Raw genomic sequence first — 18,625 nt, forward strand, 5'->3', positions numbered from 1 at the left:
GATGCGGTGAAGAGCGCGGCGCGCTTCGGTCCCGGGACAGGCCGGGGGACGCTCGTCTCCCGGCGGTGGGGGCGGGCCCTGCTCGGCGCGCTCGGCGCGGGCGGGGCCGTGCTCGTCCTCGAACTCCTCGCCCGTACCGGCGTCTTCGACGGCGAGGCGCTGCCGCCCGCCACCTCCGTGCTCGCCCGCGCCGCCGAGATGGCCGTCGACGACGGCTTCCTCGGCCATCTGGGCACCACCGTCTCCGCCTGGCTCGGCGGGCTCGCCCTCGCCGTCGCCCTCGCGGTGCCCGCCGGGCTGCTCCTCGGCTCGCTGCCCCGGCTGGACGCCGCGAGCCTCGCCGTCGTCGAGCTGGCCAGGCCCGTGCCGTCCGTCGCGCTCATCCCGCTCGCGATCCTCGTGTTCGCCGAGCCGGTACGGGTCGAGCGGTCCCTCGTGTGCTACGCCGCGCTGTGGCCCATCCTCCTCAACACCCTGTACGGGCTGCGGGACGTCGACCCCGTCGCCAAGGAGACCCTGCGGTCCTTCGGCTTCGGGCCGCTGTCCGTCCTCTTGCGGGTGTCCCTGCCCAGCGCGGGCCCCTTCGTGCTCACCGGGGTGCGGATCGCCGCGTCCGTGGGGCTGATCGTGGCGGTCAGCGCGGAGCTTCGGGCCGGGGGCGACTCGGGGCTCGGGGTGTATCTGCTCCAGTCGCAGTCCGGGGGCGGGCGGCCCGATCTGATGGTGGCGGGGGCGGTGTGGGCGGGGGCCCTGGGGGTGGTGACCAACGGGGTGCTCGTGGCTTTGGGGCAGCTGGCCTTTCCCCACAGTGCCTATGTGGCGCGCTCGTCCTCGAACGCCGGACGGGCTGAATGATGGCCGGCCGCCGCGTTCGGCGAACCGTGCGCTTCCTCGTGCTGCGCGGCTGGCTGCTCGTGCTGCTGGTGCTCGTCTGGGAAGTGGCCGCTCGGCGGGCCGAGGACCTCTACTTTCCGCCGCCCGGTCGCATCGTGCGGGTCATGGCGAGCGAACCGGGGCTCGGTGAGCTCGGGCGGAGCCTTGAGCTGTTGCTGCTGGGGTGGGCCGTCGCCGGGGTGGTGGGGGTGGCCTTGGGGGTGGGGGTCGGGCTCTCGCGGGTGGCGCGTCATCTGCTCGAACCCGTGCTCCAGTTCGGCCGGGCCGTGCCGCCGCCCACGCTCATCCCGCTCTTCATGGTCGTCTTCGGGCTCGGCACGTCCATGCAGCTGGCGACCGTCGTGTTCGGCGTCGTGTGGCCGGTGCTCCTCAACACCGTCGACGGCGTGCGGTCCGTGGAGCCGGTGCAGCTGGACTCGGCCCGGGTCTTCGGCCTGGGCCGGGCCGCGCGGCTGCGGTACGTGGTGCTGCCCGCCGCCGCGCCGAAGATCTTCGCGGGGCTGCGCGTCGCGCTCGGCTTCGCGCTGATCCTGATGGTCATCGCCGAGCTGATGGGATCGGGCGACGGGGTCGGCGCCCGGCTCAACGCGGCCGAGCGGGAGTTCCGCCCCGACCGGATGTGGGCGGTGATCCTGCAGCTCGGGGCCGTCGGCTGCGTACTGAACGGACTCTTCCTCCTGGTCGAGCGGAGAGCGCTCGCCTGGCACCGGGGCGCCAGGCGCGGGCACACCTAGGGCATGGGGGCGCCCGCCGTTCCCCGTGCAACCGGTTCACCCGGCGCGGAGGGAACGACCGAAGCACGTGAGCACTCAATTCACATAGACCACGCGGTAGTTGGCTCCACGGGCACAGGGGGACAGGGGATGTTGGACATCACGGGGCTCAGTCATCGCTACGACGACGGGCAGCAGGCGGTCGACGGCGTCGAACTCTTCGTGGACCGGGGCGAACTGGTGAGCATCGTCGGCCCCTCGGGGTGCGGCAAGTCCACGCTGCTGCGGTGCGTCGCGGGCCTCCAACGGCCGAGCGCGGGCCGGATCACGGTCGGCGGCCGGGCCGTCGAGGGCGCCGTACCGGACGACCTGGCGGTCGTCTTCCAGGACTACACGCGCTCGCTCTTCCCCTGGCTGACCGTCCGCGACAACGTGGCGCTTCCGCTGCGCCGCCGCGGCCTCGACCGCACGGCCCGCCGCGCCCGCGCGCGGGACGCGCTCGCCCAGGTCGGCCTCGCGGACACGGCGGCCAAGTACCCCTGGCAGCTGTCCGGCGGCATGCAGCAGCGCGTCGCCATCGCCCGGGCCCTGGCGTACCGGCCCGCGCTGCTGCTCATGGACGAGCCGTTCGGCTCGGTGGACGCGCAGACCAGGGAGGACCTGGAGGACCTGCTCCTCGCCGTGCGGGGCGGCCGGACGGAGGGCGGCGGGGCGGCACCCGGGCGCATGACCATCCTCCTGGTCACCCACGACATCGACGAGAGCGTGTACGTCGGCGACCGCGTCGTCGTCCTCACCGGCGCCCCGGGCCGCGTCCACAGCGAGCTGCGGGTCGAACTGCCCGCGCCGCGGGACCAGATCGGCACCCGCGGCCTGCCCGAGTTCGTGAAGCTGCGGGCCGAGGTCGGACGGGCGGTGCGGCGGCCATGACCGTGGACGTACTGATCGCGGGCGCGGGCATCGGCGGCCTCACCGCCGCGCTGAGCCTGCACGCGGCGGGCATCGACGTGCGCGTCGTCGAGCCGGTCGACGTGCTGCGGCCCGTCGGCGTCGGCATCAACCTCCTCCCGCACGCCGTACGGGAGCTGACCGAGCTGGGCCTCGGCGACATGCTCGCCGCGACCGGCGTGCAGACGGCCGAGATGGTCCACTACGACCGGCACGGCAACCGCATCTGGGGCGAGCCGCGCGGGCTCGCGGTCGGCTACCACTGGCCGCAGTACTCCATCCACCGCGGCTCCCTCCAGATGCTGCTGCTCGACGCGGTGCGGCAGCGGCTCGGCGACCGGGCCGTGGTCACCGGCACGGCGTTCGTCCGCTTCATGGAGGACGGGAACGCGCTGCGGGTCGTGCTGCGGGACGTGGCGCGCGGGCGCGAGCACGCGGTGCGGGTGCGGGCCCTCGTCGGCGCCGACGGCCTCTACTCGGCGGTCCGCTCCCGGCTGCACCCCGGCGAGGGCCCGCCGCGCTGGAACGGCATACGCATGTGGCGCGGCGTCACGGAGTGGCACCCGGTCCTCGGCGGCCGCACGGTCGCCGTCGCGGGCAGCAACGCCCAGGCGAAGCTGGTGGTCTACCCCATCGCGCGGGAGGCCGAGCTGCGCGGCCGGGCCCTGCTCAACTGGGTGGCGGAGGTCCGCTTCCCGCCGGAGCCCGGCGGCGGACCGGGATCGGCCGACTGGAACCGGGGCGGCCGCCTCTCCGACGTCCTGCCGCACTACGCGGGCTGGCGCATCGGCGACCTGGACGTGCCCGCCCTGTTCGCCGCGACCCGCCGCATCCTGGAGTACCCGATGGTCGACCGGGAGCCGCTGCCGTGGTGGGGCAAGGGGCCCGTCACGCTCCTCGGCGACGCCGCGCACCCCATGTACCCCGTCGGCTCCAACGGCGGCTCCCAGGCCATCCTGGACGCCCGCGTCCTGGCCCGCTGTCTGGCCCTGACGGGCCCCGACCGGGTCGCGGGCCTGAGGGCGTACGAGGAGATCCGCCGCGAGGCCACCGCCGCCCTGGTCCTCGCCAACCGCGAGATGCCCGCCGACCGCTTCCTCGCGGCGGTCGCCGAGCGCGCCCCCGACGGCTTCGAGCGGGTGGAGGACGTCCTGACCCCGGCGGAGCTCGGCGAACTGGAGGCCGCGTACCGCTGGACGACGGGCACGGACGTGGCGGAGCTCAACGGGAGGGGGTCGTGGGGTGTGGGCTAGGTCCTGCCCGGCGGGTCGACGCGGCCCTTGAGGTCGCGGATCAAGGCGGCCAACGCGGCCCGGCTCGTGGTGAGTTCGACGCCGGGCTCGTCGCTCTCCCGGATCCTGATCGCGCCGGGGGCGGCGGCCACCTCCACACAGGCGTCGCCGTCGCTGCCGTCGGAGAAGCCGGACTTCTGCCAGCTCGTCGCCTCGGTCATGTCGCTGCCTCACACTTCCTTCGCCACGCGGTGGATGAACTCCCGCGACTGCGTCGGGGCGAGCGACGCCGTCTCCACCATCCGGAGCAGGGTCCGCAGCCGCCGCAGCTGGGCGTCGGCGTCGATCTGCCGCTTGTTCACGGGTGCGTCGCGGATCGCGGTGTCCAGCTTGGGCACCGGACCGCCGCAGTACATCATCGAGGCCCCGGCACCGGCGAAGCCGTCCTGGTCGACCGGGATCACCCGCACGCTGACGCCGTGCAGCTCGGACAGGTCGAGCAGTTGCAGGAGCTGGGCGCGGGCGACCCGGCGGTCGGCCACCCGGACGCGCAGCGCGAACTCGTGGACCACGGCCTCGTACGGAGTGGGGGCGTCGCCCTCGACGGCCCCGCGCCGCCGCATCCGGTGCTCCACCCGCGGTTCGAGGGCGCTCACCGGCAGTTCGGGGTTCATGTACGAGAAGACCGCGCGGGCGTAGTCCGGGGTCTGGAACAGGCCCGGCACGTGGGTGATGACGACCTCGCGCAGGAACCTGGCGTGGTGCTCCAGCTCGGCGAGGTCAAGGAACGTCTGCGGCAGCACGCCCTGGTACTCCTCCCACCAGCCCTGGGTCCGGTCCGTGGCCATGGCGACGAGGGCTTCGACCAAACCGCCGTCCGTGCAGGCGTAGTTGGCCGCGAGGCGGCGGACCCGCTCCTCGCTCACACCCGCGACCCCGGCCTCGATCTGGCTCATCTGGACGGAGCTCACCCCCAGCAGGGCCGCGGCCTCGGTGGCCTTGAGCCCGGCCGCGTCCCGCATCCTGCGCAGCTCGACCCCCAGGCGCACCTGCCGCGCGGTGGGGTTACGCCTCGTCGCCATCATCGGCTCCTTGGTCCAACTCGCCCTGCGGGGTTCCTCGTTCGGGTGTCAGATTACGCGAACGGCTTGCGAGGTCATAATTTTCAGGCCTACCGTCAGTGATGTGTCGCTCACGCTGCGAGACGATGGGAGTTCCGGAGGCGGGTCGTCCCCTCACGCCACGACGGGGTGATCCGCAACCGCCCGGAGTCCGTTGCGTGATGCAACTCCTCAGACCCTAAAGGGAGTTCGCGTATGTCCGAGGACGGCAGCAAACCTGAACCCTTTCCCGGGGCCGAGCCCTGGGAGTACACCCTCCATATTCCGCGCGAGCTCTGCGCGGTCACTGTGTGTCGCCATACGCTCCGCGTGATCCTCTCCGTGCACGGCCTCGGCGGCGTCGTCGACGTGGCGGAACTCCTGGCGACCGAGCTGGTCTCCAACGCCGTGCGCCACACCAAGGGCCCCGTCTCCTTCCGCCTCCTGTGGGCCGACGGGGTCCTGCGCATCGGCGCCTGGGACGCCGACCCCACGCCGCCCGCCCCGACCCCGCGCCCGGCCCCCCTCGAACTCGAGGACGGCCGGGGCCTCGACCTGATCCGCTGCTGCTCCGACACCTGGGGCTGGCACCCGCTGCCGAAGGAGGGCGACGCCGGCAAATACGTGTGGTGCGAACTCGGCGCGGCCGCCTAGGTCCTGCTCCGCCCCGCCGTCGCCACCACCCCCAGGGCCAGCACCGCGAGGCCGCCGCCGAGCCACAGGACGTCCGTCGCGCCCAGGCCGTCGGCGACCCGGCCGCCGAGCAGGGCGCCCAGGGCGATCGCCACGTTGAAGATCCCGGCGAAGAGCGCGGACGCGGCCTCGCGGGCCTGGGGGGCGGCGGCCATCACCCAGTTCTGGGAGGAGACGGAGACACCGCCGTACGCGAGGCCCCAGGCGACGAGCAGGGCGACGGTCACCGGCAGGGACGAGCCCGCCGGGACCAGGAGCAGCACCACGGCCGCAAGGGCGGCGGAGATCAGCAGCAGCGCGCGGCGCGGGTCGCGGGCCGCGAACGTGCCGCCCAGGAAGTTGCCCGCGATGCCCGCGACGCCGTAGCACAGGAGCAGACCGCTGATCAGGCCCGCGCCCACGTCCGGCACCCGCTCCAGGACCGGACGGACGTACGTGTACGCGGCGAAGTGGCCGACGACCAGGAGCGCCACCGCGATCAGGCCGACGCGCAGCCGGGGCAGGCGCAGCAGGCCGGGGAAGACGCCGAGGCGCACCGGCTCGCTCGGCGGCAGCGCCGGGAGCACCACGGCCAGCAGCGCGGCCACGCCCAGGCCGAGCGCGGCCACCGCGCCGAACGCCCAGCGCCAGCTGGCGAGCTCCCCGAGGAAGGTGCCCGCGGGCACGCCGAGGACCGACGCCACGGCTATGCCGCTGAAGATCACGGCGGTGGCCCGGCCGACGGACTCGGCCCGCACCAGGCGCACCGCGAGCGAGGCGGCGACGGCCCACACCCCGCCGATGCAGAGGCCGACCACGATCCGCGCGGCGAGCAGCACCTCGAAGGACGGCGCCAGGGCCGACAGCAGGTTCGCGGCGCCCAGGAGGAGCATCAGGCCGCACAGCACGGCCCGGCGGTCCGCGCCGCGCACCGCGACCGGGAGCAGCAGCGCGGCGAGCGCCGCGACGACGCCGGGCAGGGTGACGGTCAGGCCCGCCGTGCCGTCGGAGACGCCGAGGCCCGCGCCGAGCGAGGTGAGCAGGCCAACGGGCAGCATCTCCGTCGTCACGACGGAGAAGGTGGCGGCCGCGACGGCGACGACGGACAGCGGCAGGGCCCGCCGCCGCGCGTCCAGGTGGGGGGTCTGGGTCGGGGTTTCAGTGGGCGTTTCCACGGGCGTTTCCATGGGCACCAGCCAACGCCCGGCCGACGGCCGGGAACAACGCCGAAGATCTCATCCTTGAATGAGCGGGACTGATCGATCCCGGGACGAACGAGCGTGGGCGGGAGCTGGCGGCGGTGGGCGGAGTGGAGATACGGGAACTCGAGTGCTTCCTCGTACTGGCCGACGAGCTGCACTTCGGGCGGGCGGGGGAACGGCTGTACGTCTCGCAGAGCCGGGTCAGCCAGCTGCTCGCCGCGCTGGAGCAGCGGATCGGGGCCCGGCTCGTGGAGCGTACTAGCCGCCGGGTGCGGCTGACCCCGCTCGGCGAGCGTTTCCGTGCGGAACTGCGTCCCGCCTACGGGGAGTTGGCCGCCGTCGTCGACCGGGCGAAGGAGGCCGCGCGGGGGGTGGAGGGGCGCCTTCGCATCGGCTTCCAGGGCACGGCGGACGCCCGGCTCATGGAGGCCATCACCACCTTCCAGAAGCGGCACCCGGCCTGTGTCACGGAGATCGCGGAGGTGCCCTTCGCGGACCCGTTCGGCGCGGTGCGCCAGGGCGAGGTGGACACGGCGATCGTGCTCCTGCCGGTGGCCGAGCCGGACCTCGTCCTCGGCCCGCTCTTCTCCCGGCAGCAGCAGACGGTCGCCGTGTCGGTACGGCATCCCTTCGCGGGGCGGGACCGGCTCGCCGCCGCCGAGCTGCGCGGCACGCCCCTCATCGCGGCCGGGCCGCCCGCCCCCGCCTACTGGCGCGAGGCCCACGCTCCCTCGGACCTGCCCGCGCCCGCCGTCCGGACCCTCCAGGAGGGCCTCACTCTGGTCGCCGCCGACCGGGGCGCGATGCTGCTGTGCCGGCCCACGGCCGCGTATCACGGCCGCGAGGACGTCGTCTTCGTGCCGGTGGACGGGGTGCCCGACTCGGTGCTCGGCATGGTCTGGCACCGGGACGGCGAGACGGAGCGGGTGCGGGCGTTCGCGCGGGCGGTGACCGAGGCCACCGCCCTGGTGCCCGCGGCGTGACCCCCGCGCCGCCTCGCGGTCACGCGGCTTCGGGGCGGTGCACCACGAACTGGAAGCAGCCGTACTCCACGGCACGGACGTGCACCTGGGTGACCTCCGGGTCGGCGAACGCCTCCTCGAAGGCCGCGTCGAAGCCCGCCGTCGAGTCCTCGGGAACCTCCAGGAGGCGGCCGCCGACGATGTGACCGCGGGCGTCGTAGCGGCGGAAGGCGCGCAGCGCTCCCGCGCGCGCGAACGGGTAGCGGCCGTCGGCCCCTCCCGCCGGGCCTTCGCACGGCTCCGCGTGGATGAACACGGGGCCCTGCTCGTCGTACGCGCCCGGCCGGGCACCGGTCCGGGCCGCCCAGCGGCGGAGGGGCGCGTAGGCGACGAGGGCGACGCGTTCGCCCGGGCGGATCGGGCGCAGGCAGCAGCGCAGGGGGCTGCCGCCCTCCTCGTCGACGTACGGCACGCAGGCGCGGCCCGCGTCGTCCCGCTCGCGCAGCTGCGCCAACGCCTCGGGCTGGATGGGCAGCGGTGTGTACAGGGTGCTCATGCACCCCACCCTGCCTCCCTGGGCACCCCCTGCGCTGGCGCCTTTCGGACACCGACTTCCCACCCGCCCGCGCACCCCGTCCAGCCCGTCCGGCGTTTGAGGACAAGCGTGACAGCGCGGTGCTCGGACCGGCGGGACGCCGACGGGCGGGTGGGGCCGGTTCAGCTGTCCGGTCAGGACCTCGCGACCAGCTCAGCGATCTGTACGGCGTTCAGCGCGGCGCCCTTGCGGAGGTTGTCGTCGGAGATGAAGAACGCGAGCCCGTTCTCGACGGTCTCGTCACGGCGGATACGGCCGACGAAGGACTCGTCGCGGCCCGCCGCGACCAGCGGGGTGGGAACGTCGGTCACGACGACGCCCTCCGCGCCGGAGAGGATCTCCAGGGCGCGCTCGGGGCTGATCGGCCGCTCGAAGCGGGCGTTGACCTGGAGGGAGTGGCCGGTGAAGACGGGCACGCGCACGCACGTGCCGGAGACCTTGAGGCCGGGGATCTCCAGGATCTTGCGGGACTCGTGGCGGAGCTTCTGCTCCTCGTCGGTCTCGTTCAGACCGTCGTCTACGACGGAGCCCGCCATCGGCAGGACGTTGTACGCGATGGGGGCCACGTACTTGTCGGGCGCGGGGAAGTCCACGGCCGAGCCGTCGTGGGCGAGCTTCGGGGCGTCGGCGCCGACCTTGGCGATCTGCCCGTACAGCTCCTCGACGCCCGCGACGCCGGAGCCGGAGACCGCCTGGTAGGTGGCGACGACCAGCGAGGTGAGCCCGGCCTCCACGTGCAGCGGCTTGAGGACGGGCATCGCGGCCATGGTGGTGCAGTTCGGGTTGGCGATGATGCCCTTGGGGCGGTCCGCGATCGCGTGCGGGTTCACCTCGGAGACGACCAGCGGCACCTCGGGGTGGCGGCGCCAGGCCGAGGAGTTGTCGATCACGACGGCGCCCTGCGCGGCGACCTTCTCGGCGAGGGCCTTGGACGTGGCGCCGCCCGCCGAGAACAGCACGATGTCGAGGCCGGTGTAGTCGGCGGTCGAGGCGTCCTCGACCGTCACGCCGTCGACGACGGTCCCGGCGGAGCGGGCCGAGGCGAACAGGCGCAGCTCGTCGACCGGGAAATTCCGCTCGATCAGGATCTTGCGCATGACCGTGCCGACCTGACCGGTGGCTCCGACGATTCCGACCTTCACGGCTACTCCCTAAAGTTCTGGCACGTGCCTCGGCTGGCTTTCAGCCTTCCCATCATGCGGGGGACCCCAGGGCGCCTGTCCAATTCATTGGGGTCCCAACCGTGCGGCGGGGCGGCGCCGACCAGCAGGTGAGACGGCCGGGCCGGCGCCGCCCGGTCCTCAGCCCCGGTGCTCGATGCCCCAGCGGCCGCTCGTCCTGATCTGCAAGTAGCCGCCGGGAAGCAGCTGGAGGCCCGCCGCGGTGCTGATCCGCCGCACCGGTTCGAGCCGCTCGTCGAGCTCCCAGACCACGAGGAGGTCGATCAGGCCCCGGCCCTCGTGCGTGAGCATCATCTCGGTTTCGGTGCCGGTGTGACGTACGACTCCATAGCCCTGCCCGTCGACGCGCTCGCCCTTGCCGACGGCGGGCGCGCTCGTGACCGGGACCGGCTCGATCCGCCACGCGGTGTGGTCGCCCGCGCTGACCAGGACGTACGCGTGGCCCGCGGGGGAGACCCACAGCGGCCCGGTGACGGGTCTGCGGCGCCCCGAGGTGTCGGCGGAGATCACCGTGCGGCCGTGCGCCTGGACGGTGCGGGTGCTCAGGGGGTCGTCGTCGGAGCCGGTGCGGGCGAGGCCGAGCAGCGCGGGCGGCCCGTCGTAGCGGAACACCGCGCTGCCCGTGCCCTCGGCGGGGCCGGTCAGCGGCGGCGCCTGCTCGACGGGCAGCAGCCGCAGGCTCCAGTCGCCCGCGCCCGCCAGCTTGAGGCGCAGCTGCGCGGCGCCGTCGCGGAAGACCAGGGTGCGGCCGCGCTCGCCGTTGTGCTGCGCGCTGAGGAACTGCTCCTCGTCGTCGTACTCGTCGAGCAGCTTCGCCTCGTAGCCGAGGAACGAGTCCTCGCCCGTGATCGCGTAGTCGAGCAGCGCCGGGCGGCCGGGGGCCGGGTTGACCAGCGTGACCGTGGCCTGTCCTCGCCCCGTGTACACCCCGCTCGCCTGCGCGACGGCCTGGTCGACGACCGGCAGCGGGCGCGCGCTCAGCTGCCAGGGGCCGTCGGCCTCCAGGGCGAGCAGCAGCGGCCCGTCGGTGAGCGGCACGGTCTGGCGCAGCCGGTCGGTGTCGTTGACGAGCAGGTCGTAGTCGTCGAGGTCGCGCAGCCTGGTGGCGTCGTAGCTCTTCAGGCCGATGTAGCCGCCGCCGTCCTCGTCGCCCGCGAAGTCCACGTCGAGGTCGGCGGCCGTGCCGAGGTACGCGAGCACCTCGGGGCCGTAGCCCTGGAGCGCGCCGGGGCCGAGCGGGCGCGCCGCCGACAGCGGCAGGACCCGTACGCCCCACTCGCCGTCGGCCTCCACGCGCAGGCGCAGCGGGCGGCCCTGCGGGACCTTGACGAGCATGCGGCCCCGGAAGTCGTCCAGGGTGCTGTTGAAGAGGTAGTCGTCGTCCTTGTTGCGGCGGTTGAGCGTGGTCACGCCGAAGTAGCCGTCGCCGCGCTGCCACGCCTCGACGAGCACGGTGGCGCCGGGCGGCAGCGGCGCGTCGACGCTGACGACGCCGTTGCCGTGGCCCTGCTGGGCGAAGGGGTGGAACTCGGGGCCGAGGGCCGGGGGCGCGGCCGGTGCCACAGGAGCAGGCGGCGGCGTCGGCGCGGGCGCCGCGGGCGGCCCCGGCTGCTCCACCGCGATGCCGAAGTCCGTCGCGAGGCCCGCGAGGCCGGACGCGTAGCCCTGCCCGACCGCCCGGAACTTCCAGCCCCCGTCGCGCCGGTAGAACTCGCCGAGCACGAACGCCGTCTCGGAGGCGGCGTCGGTGACGGCGTAGTGCGCGACGACGCCGCCGTCACCGGTCATGGCCTGCACGTACAGGCCGGGCACCGCGCCGAACGTGCCGCCGTCGCAGGACCCGGCCACGAGCACCCGCTGGACCTCCGGCTCGATCCGCGGCAGGTCTATCTCCAGCCACTCGGCGAGCTGCCCGCCGCCCTCGGCCGTGCCCGCGTGCCGCACCGCGCCCGAGGGGTGCGCGGGCTGGTTGTAGAAGACGAGGTCGGCATCGCCCCGGACCGTGCCGCGCGCGTCGAGGAGCAGCGCGGAGGCGTCGACGACGGGCGCCCCGGGGACCTGGAGGCGGCAGACCGCGACCCGCAACGGAGCCACCGGGACAGGGGTGTTGGCCCCCTTGGAGATGTGCGTCATGGGGCTCATCGTGTCAGTGAAGATGGTGTGAAGTCGATGAGGAGAAGTGGCGGAGGATGTTCCGGATGTGCCGCCCCTGCCAGGTCGTTGACCTGCGCAGACGCGTCCCGCTCCGGCAACTCCCCGATCCTCCGAACGAAACGGCCCGCTTCCGCGTCGTAGGGGAAACGGAGGAGGGGGAGGGGCATTGCTGCGCGGAAAACCGCGCCGTCAGGCGCGCGACGCGGCCGACCGCCCGGCGGAGGAGGCGGACCCGCTCGATCCGGCCCAGGAGGACCGGGTGCGGGCCGTCCTGTCGCTCGGCGGGGTGCCGTACGGCGAACTCCAGGACGGGGTGCAGCAGGTCAGGCTGCGGCTCCTGGAGCGGGCGGCGAAGGGGGACCGGGCCCCGCGCGACGTGTCGGCCTGGGCGGCGGTCGTCGCCTCGAACTGGGCCATGGACTGGCACCGGGCCCGGCGCCGCCAGGAGCGGCTCGGCGAGCGGCTCGCCGCGCTGCGCCCGGAGCGGCCCGAGGAGGACGGCGCCGAGTCGCGCGTCCTGTCGCTCGCCGTGGCGAAGGGCCTGGACGAACTGCCGGACGGCCAGCGGCAGGTCGTGGTGCTTCGCTTCTACGCGGACCTGCCGGTGCGGGACATCGCCGCCGAGCTCGGCATCCCGGAGGGCACGGTCAAGAGCAGGCTGCACACGGCCGTACGGATGCTGCGCACGCGGCTGCACGAGGAAGAGGTGGTGTGACCGTGGCGCACGGCGAGTACGACGAGCACGAGGGCCACGACGGCCGCACCGCGCGGGGCGAGGCCGCGGGCGGGCCGCACGACGGCGCCGACGCGCTGATGCTGGCGGTCACGGACGAGCCCGTGCCCGAGGCGGCGCGCGCCGACGAGGAGTTCCTGGCCGAGCACGCGGCGGCGGTCGCGGACGTGGCGGCGCTGCGGGAGCAGTTGCGGGCCCTGGGGGACACCCTGGCGCGCGGCCCGGAGGAGGCGCCGCCGCGGCCCCGGCCGGTGCGCGGCCCGCGCCCCGGCGGGTCCGGGCGGCGCCGCGGGATGCTCGCCCTCGCCGCCACGGCCGCCGCGGTCCTGCTCGGCGGCGTGGTGTGGCTGGGCGCGCAGGCCGACCTCGGCTCCGGGGGCGCCGACAACGCGAAGGCGTCCGACGCGGGGGCGGGGCCAGGGCGGCCGGAGTCCGGCGACGACTCGGCCCAGCGGGACGCGGACGGCAAGCCGTCGCGCGCGGGCTACGTCGCCTGCGCCCGGCTCATCGTCGAGGGCACCGTCCGAAGCGTGGACACGCTGCCGGGCGGCGTCCAGGACCGGATCACCCTCGACGTGTCCCGCTCCTACAAGCCCGCCGAGGCGCCGGACGAGGTGACGTTCGTGATGGACGTGAACGCGGACCCGCCCCTGCGGGCGGGCGACCGCGCCCTGATCGGCATTCCCAAGGGCGAGGCCTCGCCGGACATCTGGACGACGGGCAAGGACATCGCGGCGGAGCGCGGGTGGATCGTCGCCGCGCTGCCGAGGGCGACCGCGCTGGAATCGCGCGGACTGGAGTGCTGAGTTCCGGTGACAGTTGGGTGAAGGCGGTGTTGCGCCCCGCGATAAACCCTTTGAACTGCGGTTTTTCCGGGCTAACTTCCTTCCACCGCGATCACTGATGATCACCCGCGATCAGCAAGGGTCGCAACTGATCACCGAACCCCCCAGGAAGGACCCCCGTGCGCGCACCCCGCAGCCGGGCGACGGCCGCTCTCGTCTCCGCGGCCGTCGCCGTCCCCGTCCTCTTCGCCGCCGCACCCCAGGCCGGCGCGCAGGGCGACCACAAGCCGCACCCGACCACGCAGGAGCGGCAGGCGAAGAAGCTCGCCAAGAAGCTCGTCGAGAAGTCCTCCGGCAAGAGCGCCTACCGCCACCTGGAGAAGTTCCAGGAGATAGCGGACAAGAACGGCGGCAACCGGGCCGCGGGCACCAAGGGCCACAAGGCGTCCACCACGTACGTGCACGACCGCCTGAAGAAGGCCGGTTACAAGGTCTCGTACCAGGACTTCACGTTCTACGAGTCCGAGACCCTGCGCGAGGGCGCGGCCGTCCTGTCGCCCGAGGCGCGCAAGCTCAACGCCGTGGCCTTCGACTTCAGCAAGGCGACGCCCGAGGGCGGCATCCAGGCGCCGCTCGCGGCCGCCCGCGTCGACGACACCCCCGGCTGCGAGGCCGACGACTACGCGTCCGACACCTTCACCGGCAAGATCGCCCTGGTGAAGCGCGGCTCCTGCACCTTCGCCGAGAAGGAGGCCGCCGCGACCAAGGCGGGCGCCATCGGCCTGCTCCTGTACAACCACTCCGGCGACAAGCCCGTCAAGGGCAACCTGGAGACCCCGGACAACGCGCACATCCCGGCCGCGGGCATCACCCTGGCCGAGGGCGAGGCGCTCGCCAAGCAGGTCGCCCAGGGCGAGGTGAAGGTCTCCCTGGACGTCGCCACCAAGGCCGTCCCGCACAAGACCCGCAACGTCATCGCGGAGACCCGCGGCGGCCGCGCCGACCGCGTCGTCGGCCTCGGCGCCCACCTGGACTCCGTGACCGAGGGCCCGGGCATCAACGACAACGGCTCCGGCTCGGCCGGTCTGATCGAGGTCGCCGAGAAGCTCGCCAAGGCGACCAACGGCGGCAAGAAGCTGAACAACAAGGTCCGCTTCTCCTGGTGGTCCGCCGAGGAGCTCGGCCTGCTCGGCTCCGACCACTACGTGAAGACGCTGACGGCCAAGCAGAAGAAGAACATCAAGCTGTACCTGAACTTCGACATGATCGGCTCGCCGAACGGCGCCGAGCTGGTCTACGACGGGGACAACTCCGACAACGTCGGCTCCGGTCCAGGACCGAAGGGCTCCGCCCAGATCGAGAAGCTCATCAACGGCTTCCTCGACAAGAAGAAGGTCCCGCACTGGGGCACCGACTTCGACGGCCGCTCCGACTACGGCCCCTTCATCGCCGAGGGCATCCCCGCGGGCGGCACCTTCACCGGCGCCGAGGGCCTCAAGACCGCCGACCAGGCGGCGAAGGCGGGCGGCAAGGCCGGTCAGCCGTACGACCCGAACTACCACGGCAAGGGCGACACCCTGAAGAACATCGACCGCAAGATCTTCGACGTGAACGTCGACGTCATCGCCAACGCGGTCGGCACCTACGCGCAGGACCTCGGCTCGCTCAAGCGCTGACCCGGCGCGGCACTCCCGCACACCGGCGCGGCACTCCCGCACCCACGAGAACGGGGCGGGCACCTGGACCAGGTGCCCGCCCCTCTTCGTGTGTCCGCCCGACTACTCGGTGACCTTCGCGACGGTCACGGTGCCGGTGCCCGCGACGGTGCCGCGCGCGTTCAGGAGGTTCACCTCGCCGAAGAGCACCCGGCCGGAGGCGGCGGGCGCGCCCGCGACGAGCTCCGCCGCGACGGTGGCGGTCTCGCCGTTGGCGAGCTTCACCGGCTTGGCCTCGTCGACCTTGACCTGGCCGAGCGACGCGGAGAAGAACACGTCACGGTAGTCGTACGCGGTCTGGCCCGACGGGATGGAGTAGCCCGCGACCTCGATCGTGTACGTGCCCGGGGCGGGCTTGGCGATGCTCACCGATTCGTCCGAGTCGCCGTCCGCCGACTGCCCGACGACCCGGCCGTCCTTGAGGACCGCGAGGTCGAGGTCCGCGCGGGCGTCCGAGGTGCCGCCGATCGCGGCGTCCAGACGCTCGGCGCCCTCGGGCACCACGACCGTCGTGGTCTGCTTCTGGCCCTGCTTGATCGTGGGCCGCGCGGTGACGGCCGAGCCGAGCGAGCCGCCCTTCAGCTTGCCGTCCACCGCGGCGTAGTCGTTCGTCGCCTTCCAGGTGACCGGGGTCGTCGTGCCGACCTTGGCCTCGTCCACCCGCTGCGGCGCCGGGGCGAAGGACACGCCGAGCGCGGACACGTCCAGCGTGTACGGGTTGTCGAGCACCGGCGACGTACGGCGGGACTCGACCTCGATCTCCCAGACGCCCGGCGTCGGGTCCTTGTACGACCGCAGGTCGGGACGGCAGGTGTTGTCCGGGTTCGGGAAGTTCGGGTAGCAGACGAGCGAGGACGTCTCCTCCGACGGCAGGCCGTAGGGGTGCACGGAGATGAAGCGCGTCTGGCTCTTGTCCGCGAGCCCGCCGAGGGCGACCTCAAGGGTCTTGGTGCCCTTGGGGACCGTCACGAAGTGCGACGCGGTGCTGTTGCGCTGCACCGAACCCTTGGTCCGGTACGTGAACTTCGGCTTGGCGAGCTCCTTGGAGACCACCACGGTCGTCATGATCTGGTGGTCGATGCCGCGCGTGCGCTTGTCGTTCACGGTCAGGCGGGCGCTGGAGACACCGGCCGACTTCGGCTTGGCCTCCACCTTGACGGTGACGGGCTTGTCGCGGGCCAGCAGGATCTCGGACGGGCCGACGAGCCGGAACGTCTTCTCGTGGTTGTTCGCGAACTTCAGCTCGTGCCGCACCGGGCCGCGCGGTCCCGTGGTCCGGGTGACGGTGACCTTGTAGGTCTTCTTCTCGCCCGCCTTCAGGCCGCCCTCACGGTCGTACAGGCCGGTGCCGGGCTTCTTCAGCTCCTGCTCCAGGGCCGTGTCGACGGGCGCCTTCACGGTGTACTCGTGCGCCTTGGCGCCGCCCTTGATGGCGTCCCAGGCACCCACGACGTCGATCCGGCCGGTGCCCTGTGCATAGGCCTGGACGCCGGGGATGCGGTCGGCGGACGAGGTCAGCGCGGTGCGCAGCTTCGCCGGGGTGAGGTCGATCCGCTGCTGCTTGGCCGCGCTGAGCAGCAGCGCGGCGGAGCCCGCGGCCTGCGGCGACGACATCGAGGTGCCGTTCAGCATGGAGTAGCCGGCCGGGAGCTTGTAGCCCGCCTCGACGACCGGGCCGCCGGGCAGCCAGGTCTGCGTGGTGTTGATGGCCGAACCCGGCGCGGTGATCAGCGGCTGGAAGCCGCCGTCCTCACGCGGCCCGCGCGAGGAGAAGTTGAACATCGCATACTTCTTCGCGACCTCGGAGCCGTAGTTGGCGGCCCAGGTCTCCTTGGAGATGGCCGCGCCCACGGAGATCACGTGGTCGGCGAGGCCGGGGTCGCCGATGGTGTTGGCGCCGGGACCCTCGTTGCCCGCGGAGATGACCAGCTGCACGCCGTACGTGTCGATGAGCCGCTTGTACAGCTCGGCACGGGCGTTGTTGCCGTCGTTGAGCGCGGGCAGGCCGCCGATGGACATGTTGACGATGTCGACACCGCGCTTGGTGACGAGGTCGATCATGCCCTCGGTCAGGGCCACGTTGGTGCAGCCGCCGGACCAGGTGCAGGCGCGGGACGAGACGATCTTGGCGCCGGGCGCGGCGCCGTTCATCTTGCCGCCGAACAGCTTGTTGGCGGCCGTGATGCCCGCGACGTGCGTGCCGTGCTCGGACTCGATGAGGCCGATGTTCACGAAGTCGGCCTTCTTGCCGACCCAGTCGCCGCCGTACGGGTCCGTCGGGACGTCCTTGCGGATCTCCACGACGAACGGCACGCGCTCGGCGACGTCGGTGGCCGGGTCGTCCTTGCCGAAGTAGGCGACCTGGTGCTTGTCGCCGTAGGGCTTCATCGGCTTGTCGTCGGTGAAGTCCTTGTTGTCGTTCAGGTCGACGCGGACGGTGCCGGCGGCCGGGTCGTACAGGACGCCCCAGCTGTCGGTCGTGTCGCCGTCCCGGTTGAGGTCGCCCTTGGCGTCGCCGCCGGTGGTGACGGCCTCGCGGAACCGGCTGATCTGGAAGGACCCCGAAGGCGCCTTCCACGTGTCCCCGTCCCACGTGAAGGCCGGACCGCTGACCGGGTTCGTCATCCGCCGCCAGGTGCCGTCGCCGTCGACGATCGGGTCGGTGGCCGTCACCCAGTCGGTGATCTTGCGCTCGCCGGTGGTGGTCTTCTGCAGCGCCGGGTGCCCGAGGTCGACGCCCGAGTCCAGGACGCCGATCGTGATGCCGCGGCCGTCGGCCTTCGGGTGCTCCTTCACGAAGTCCACGGCACCGGTCTCGAAGGACGGGTTGTACGGGTTCTTCGCGGGCGTGCTCTTGCCGGGCGCGGGGTAGGCGTCGGCGCCCGCGACGGGCTCGGCCCCCTTCGCGCTCTGCGGCTTCGGGTCGTCCAGCTCGATCTCCTGCCGCAGATCGATGCCGTGCACGGTGCTGAGCTTGCTCGCCGCCTTGATCGCGGCGTCGGCCTTCGCGGTCGGCACGGAGGCGCGGACGTAGCCGAGCTTGTCGTACGTGCGGCCCACCGAGCCGCCCTCGACGGCGTCGAGCTGCTCCGCGACCTGCTCGGTCGCGCCCGGCTGGGTCGCGACCATCATCGTGACGGTCTTGTCGCCGTCCGCCTTCGCGTCCGCGAGCAGCTCCGCGTCGGCCGCGCCGAGCTTGGCGGCGGCGGACTTGGGGGCCGGGGCGGGGGTTTCGTCGGCGAAGGCCAGGGGGAGCGGGGCCGCCGCGGTCAGGGCGGCGGCCACGGCTATCGCGGTGGCGAGGCGGGCGGTGCGTCTCGCGCCCGGTCTGTCCTCGGTGGAGTGCTGTGCTTCGCGGGTCATCTACATCCCTGTACGTGAATTCGAAGTGGTCAGGTTCGAAGTGGCCAAAGCGGTCCGGAAATCGGGGCCGGATGACCGCTCAGCTTTACGTAAGGGGTGCCTTCTTGGGGAGGCCTGCCTGCCCCGGGGTTGCCCGGTGGCGTACTCCCGCCATACGCCACACGGAACAACCCGTCCCATACCGGGACTTGCCCCCACCGCCCCTCGCGGGGCGCCCCAGACCCGCCCCTTCCCACTCCGGGGGCTGCCGCCCCCGTCCCCCCGCTTTACGGCGCTCCGCGCCTCGTCCTCAAACGCCGGACGGGCTGAATCTGTCCGCCGAAGGACGGCGGGAAAGCCGCTAGGTCGGGGCCGGGCGGGGCAGCTGGGGTGGAAA

16 protein-coding genes are annotated in these 18,625 nt (G+C 73.2%); 9 read left to right on the top strand and 7 right to left on the bottom strand.

What is annotated here, in order from left to right; all coding sequences use genetic code 11:
• Positions 1–6 precede the first annotated feature (6 nt).
• The 4 genes from IG74_RS0137090 to IG74_RS0137105 all read left to right on the top strand — a co-directional run bounded on the left by IG74_RS0137090 (position 7) and on the right by IG74_RS0137105 (position 3,808).
• Entirely contained in the window at positions 7–855 is an 849-nt protein-coding gene (locus IG74_RS0137090) for an ABC transporter permease (RefSeq protein WP_078869383.1), read from the top strand.
• Between the two features lie 26 nt (positions 856–881).
• Positions 882–1,628 (top strand): ABC transporter permease, encoded by a 747-nt coding sequence (locus IG74_RS0137095; protein ID WP_037826704.1) that lies wholly within the window; start codon positions 882–884, stop codon positions 1,626–1,628.
• 129 nt (positions 1,629–1,757) lie between these two features.
• Positions 1,758–2,537 carry an ABC transporter ATP-binding protein gene (locus IG74_RS0137100; RefSeq protein ID WP_030686445.1) on the top strand — a complete coding sequence of 260 codons (780 nt, stop codon included), beginning with the start codon at positions 1,758–1,760 and terminating at the stop codon, positions 2,535–2,537.
• On the top strand, positions 2,534–3,808 hold the full coding sequence (locus IG74_RS0137105) for a flavin-dependent oxidoreductase (protein ID WP_030686446.1): 1,275 nt from the start codon (positions 2,534–2,536) through the stop codon (positions 3,806–3,808). The genes IG74_RS0137100 and IG74_RS0137105 overlap by 4 nt, the downstream gene beginning before the upstream one ends.
• Here the strand turns inward: IG74_RS0137105 and IG74_RS0137110 are convergent.
• Together IG74_RS0137110 and IG74_RS0137115 are read right to left on the bottom strand one after the other, a co-directional pair.
• Positions 3,805–4,008 (bottom strand): DUF397 domain-containing protein, encoded by a 204-nt coding sequence (locus tag IG74_RS0137110; protein WP_030686448.1) that lies wholly within the window; start codon positions 4,006–4,008, stop codon positions 3,805–3,807. The two genes, IG74_RS0137105 and IG74_RS0137110, sit on opposite strands and share 4 nt — an antisense overlap.
• Positions 4,009–4,017: 9 nt before the next feature.
• Positions 4,018–4,869, bottom strand: a complete 852-nt coding sequence (locus IG74_RS0137115; RefSeq protein ID WP_030686449.1) for a helix-turn-helix domain-containing protein — start codon at positions 4,867–4,869, stop codon at positions 4,018–4,020.
• A gap of 234 nt (positions 4,870–5,103) precedes the next feature.
• On the opposite strand from IG74_RS0137115, the gene IG74_RS0137120 reads away from it, so the two are divergent.
• Positions 5,104–5,541, top strand: coding sequence for an ATP-binding protein (locus IG74_RS0137120; RefSeq protein WP_030686450.1), 438 nt, complete (start codon positions 5,104–5,106; stop codon positions 5,539–5,541).
• Here IG74_RS0137120 and IG74_RS0137125 read toward each other — a convergent pair.
• Complete coding sequence (locus IG74_RS0137125) at positions 5,538–6,734, bottom strand: MFS transporter (RefSeq protein ID WP_420710006.1); 1,197 nt, start codon at positions 6,732–6,734, stop codon at positions 5,538–5,540. The genes IG74_RS0137120 and IG74_RS0137125 overlap by 4 nt on opposite strands.
• A 125-nt stretch (positions 6,735–6,859) precedes the next feature.
• On the opposite strand from IG74_RS0137125, the gene IG74_RS0137130 reads away from it, so the two are divergent.
• Positions 6,860–7,744, top strand: a complete 885-nt coding sequence (locus tag IG74_RS0137130) for a LysR family transcriptional regulator (RefSeq protein ID WP_030686452.1) — start codon at positions 6,860–6,862, stop codon at positions 7,742–7,744.
• Between the two features lie 19 nt (positions 7,745–7,763).
• On the opposite strand, the gene IG74_RS0137135 is transcribed toward IG74_RS0137130, so the two are convergent.
• The 3 genes from IG74_RS0137135 to IG74_RS54485 form a co-directional block, all read right to left on the bottom strand.
• Entirely contained in the window at positions 7,764–8,279 is a 516-nt protein-coding gene (locus IG74_RS0137135; protein WP_030686454.1) for a DUF1203 domain-containing protein, read from the bottom strand.
• 173 nt (positions 8,280–8,452) lie between these two features.
• The gene (locus IG74_RS0137140; RefSeq protein ID WP_030686455.1) at positions 8,453–9,460 is read right to left on the bottom strand and encodes an aspartate-semialdehyde dehydrogenase; all 1,008 of its coding nucleotides are present in this window, start codon (positions 9,458–9,460) and stop codon (positions 8,453–8,455) included.
• A gap of 159 nt (positions 9,461–9,619) precedes the next feature.
• Entirely contained in the window at positions 9,620–11,632 is a 2,013-nt protein-coding gene (locus IG74_RS54485) for a TerD family protein (protein WP_063761323.1), read from the bottom strand.
• Positions 11,633–11,819: 187 nt separating this feature from the next.
• Here IG74_RS54485 and IG74_RS0137150 point away from each other — a divergent pair, with 187 nt between their 5' ends.
• From IG74_RS0137150 to IG74_RS0137160, 3 genes are all read left to right on the top strand, one after another.
• A complete protein-coding gene (locus IG74_RS0137150) occupies positions 11,820–12,368 on the top strand; it encodes a sigma-70 family RNA polymerase sigma factor (RefSeq protein WP_030686457.1) in 549 nt (182 codons plus the stop codon).
• Positions 12,365–13,192, top strand: a complete 828-nt coding sequence (locus IG74_RS0137155; RefSeq protein ID WP_051856189.1) for a hypothetical protein — start codon at positions 12,365–12,367, stop codon at positions 13,190–13,192. Before IG74_RS0137150 ends, IG74_RS0137155 begins: the two co-directional genes overlap by 4 nt.
• A 158-nt stretch (positions 13,193–13,350) precedes the next feature.
• Entirely contained in the window at positions 13,351–14,847 is a 1,497-nt protein-coding gene (locus IG74_RS0137160) for a M28 family metallopeptidase (RefSeq protein ID WP_030686461.1), read from the top strand.
• A gap of 102 nt (positions 14,848–14,949) precedes the next feature.
• Here IG74_RS0137160 and IG74_RS0137165 read toward each other — a convergent pair whose 3' ends face one another.
• The gene (locus IG74_RS0137165) at positions 14,950–18,249 is read right to left on the bottom strand and encodes a S8 family serine peptidase (RefSeq protein ID WP_030686463.1); all 3,300 of its coding nucleotides are present in this window, start codon (positions 18,247–18,249) and stop codon (positions 14,950–14,952) included.
• Positions 18,250–18,625 lie beyond the last annotated feature (376 nt).

This window comes from Streptomyces sp. NRRL B-1347, from assembly GCF_000720325.1.
In the GTDB taxonomy this organism is placed as follows: domain Bacteria; phylum Actinomycetota; class Actinomycetes; order Streptomycetales; family Streptomycetaceae; genus Streptomyces.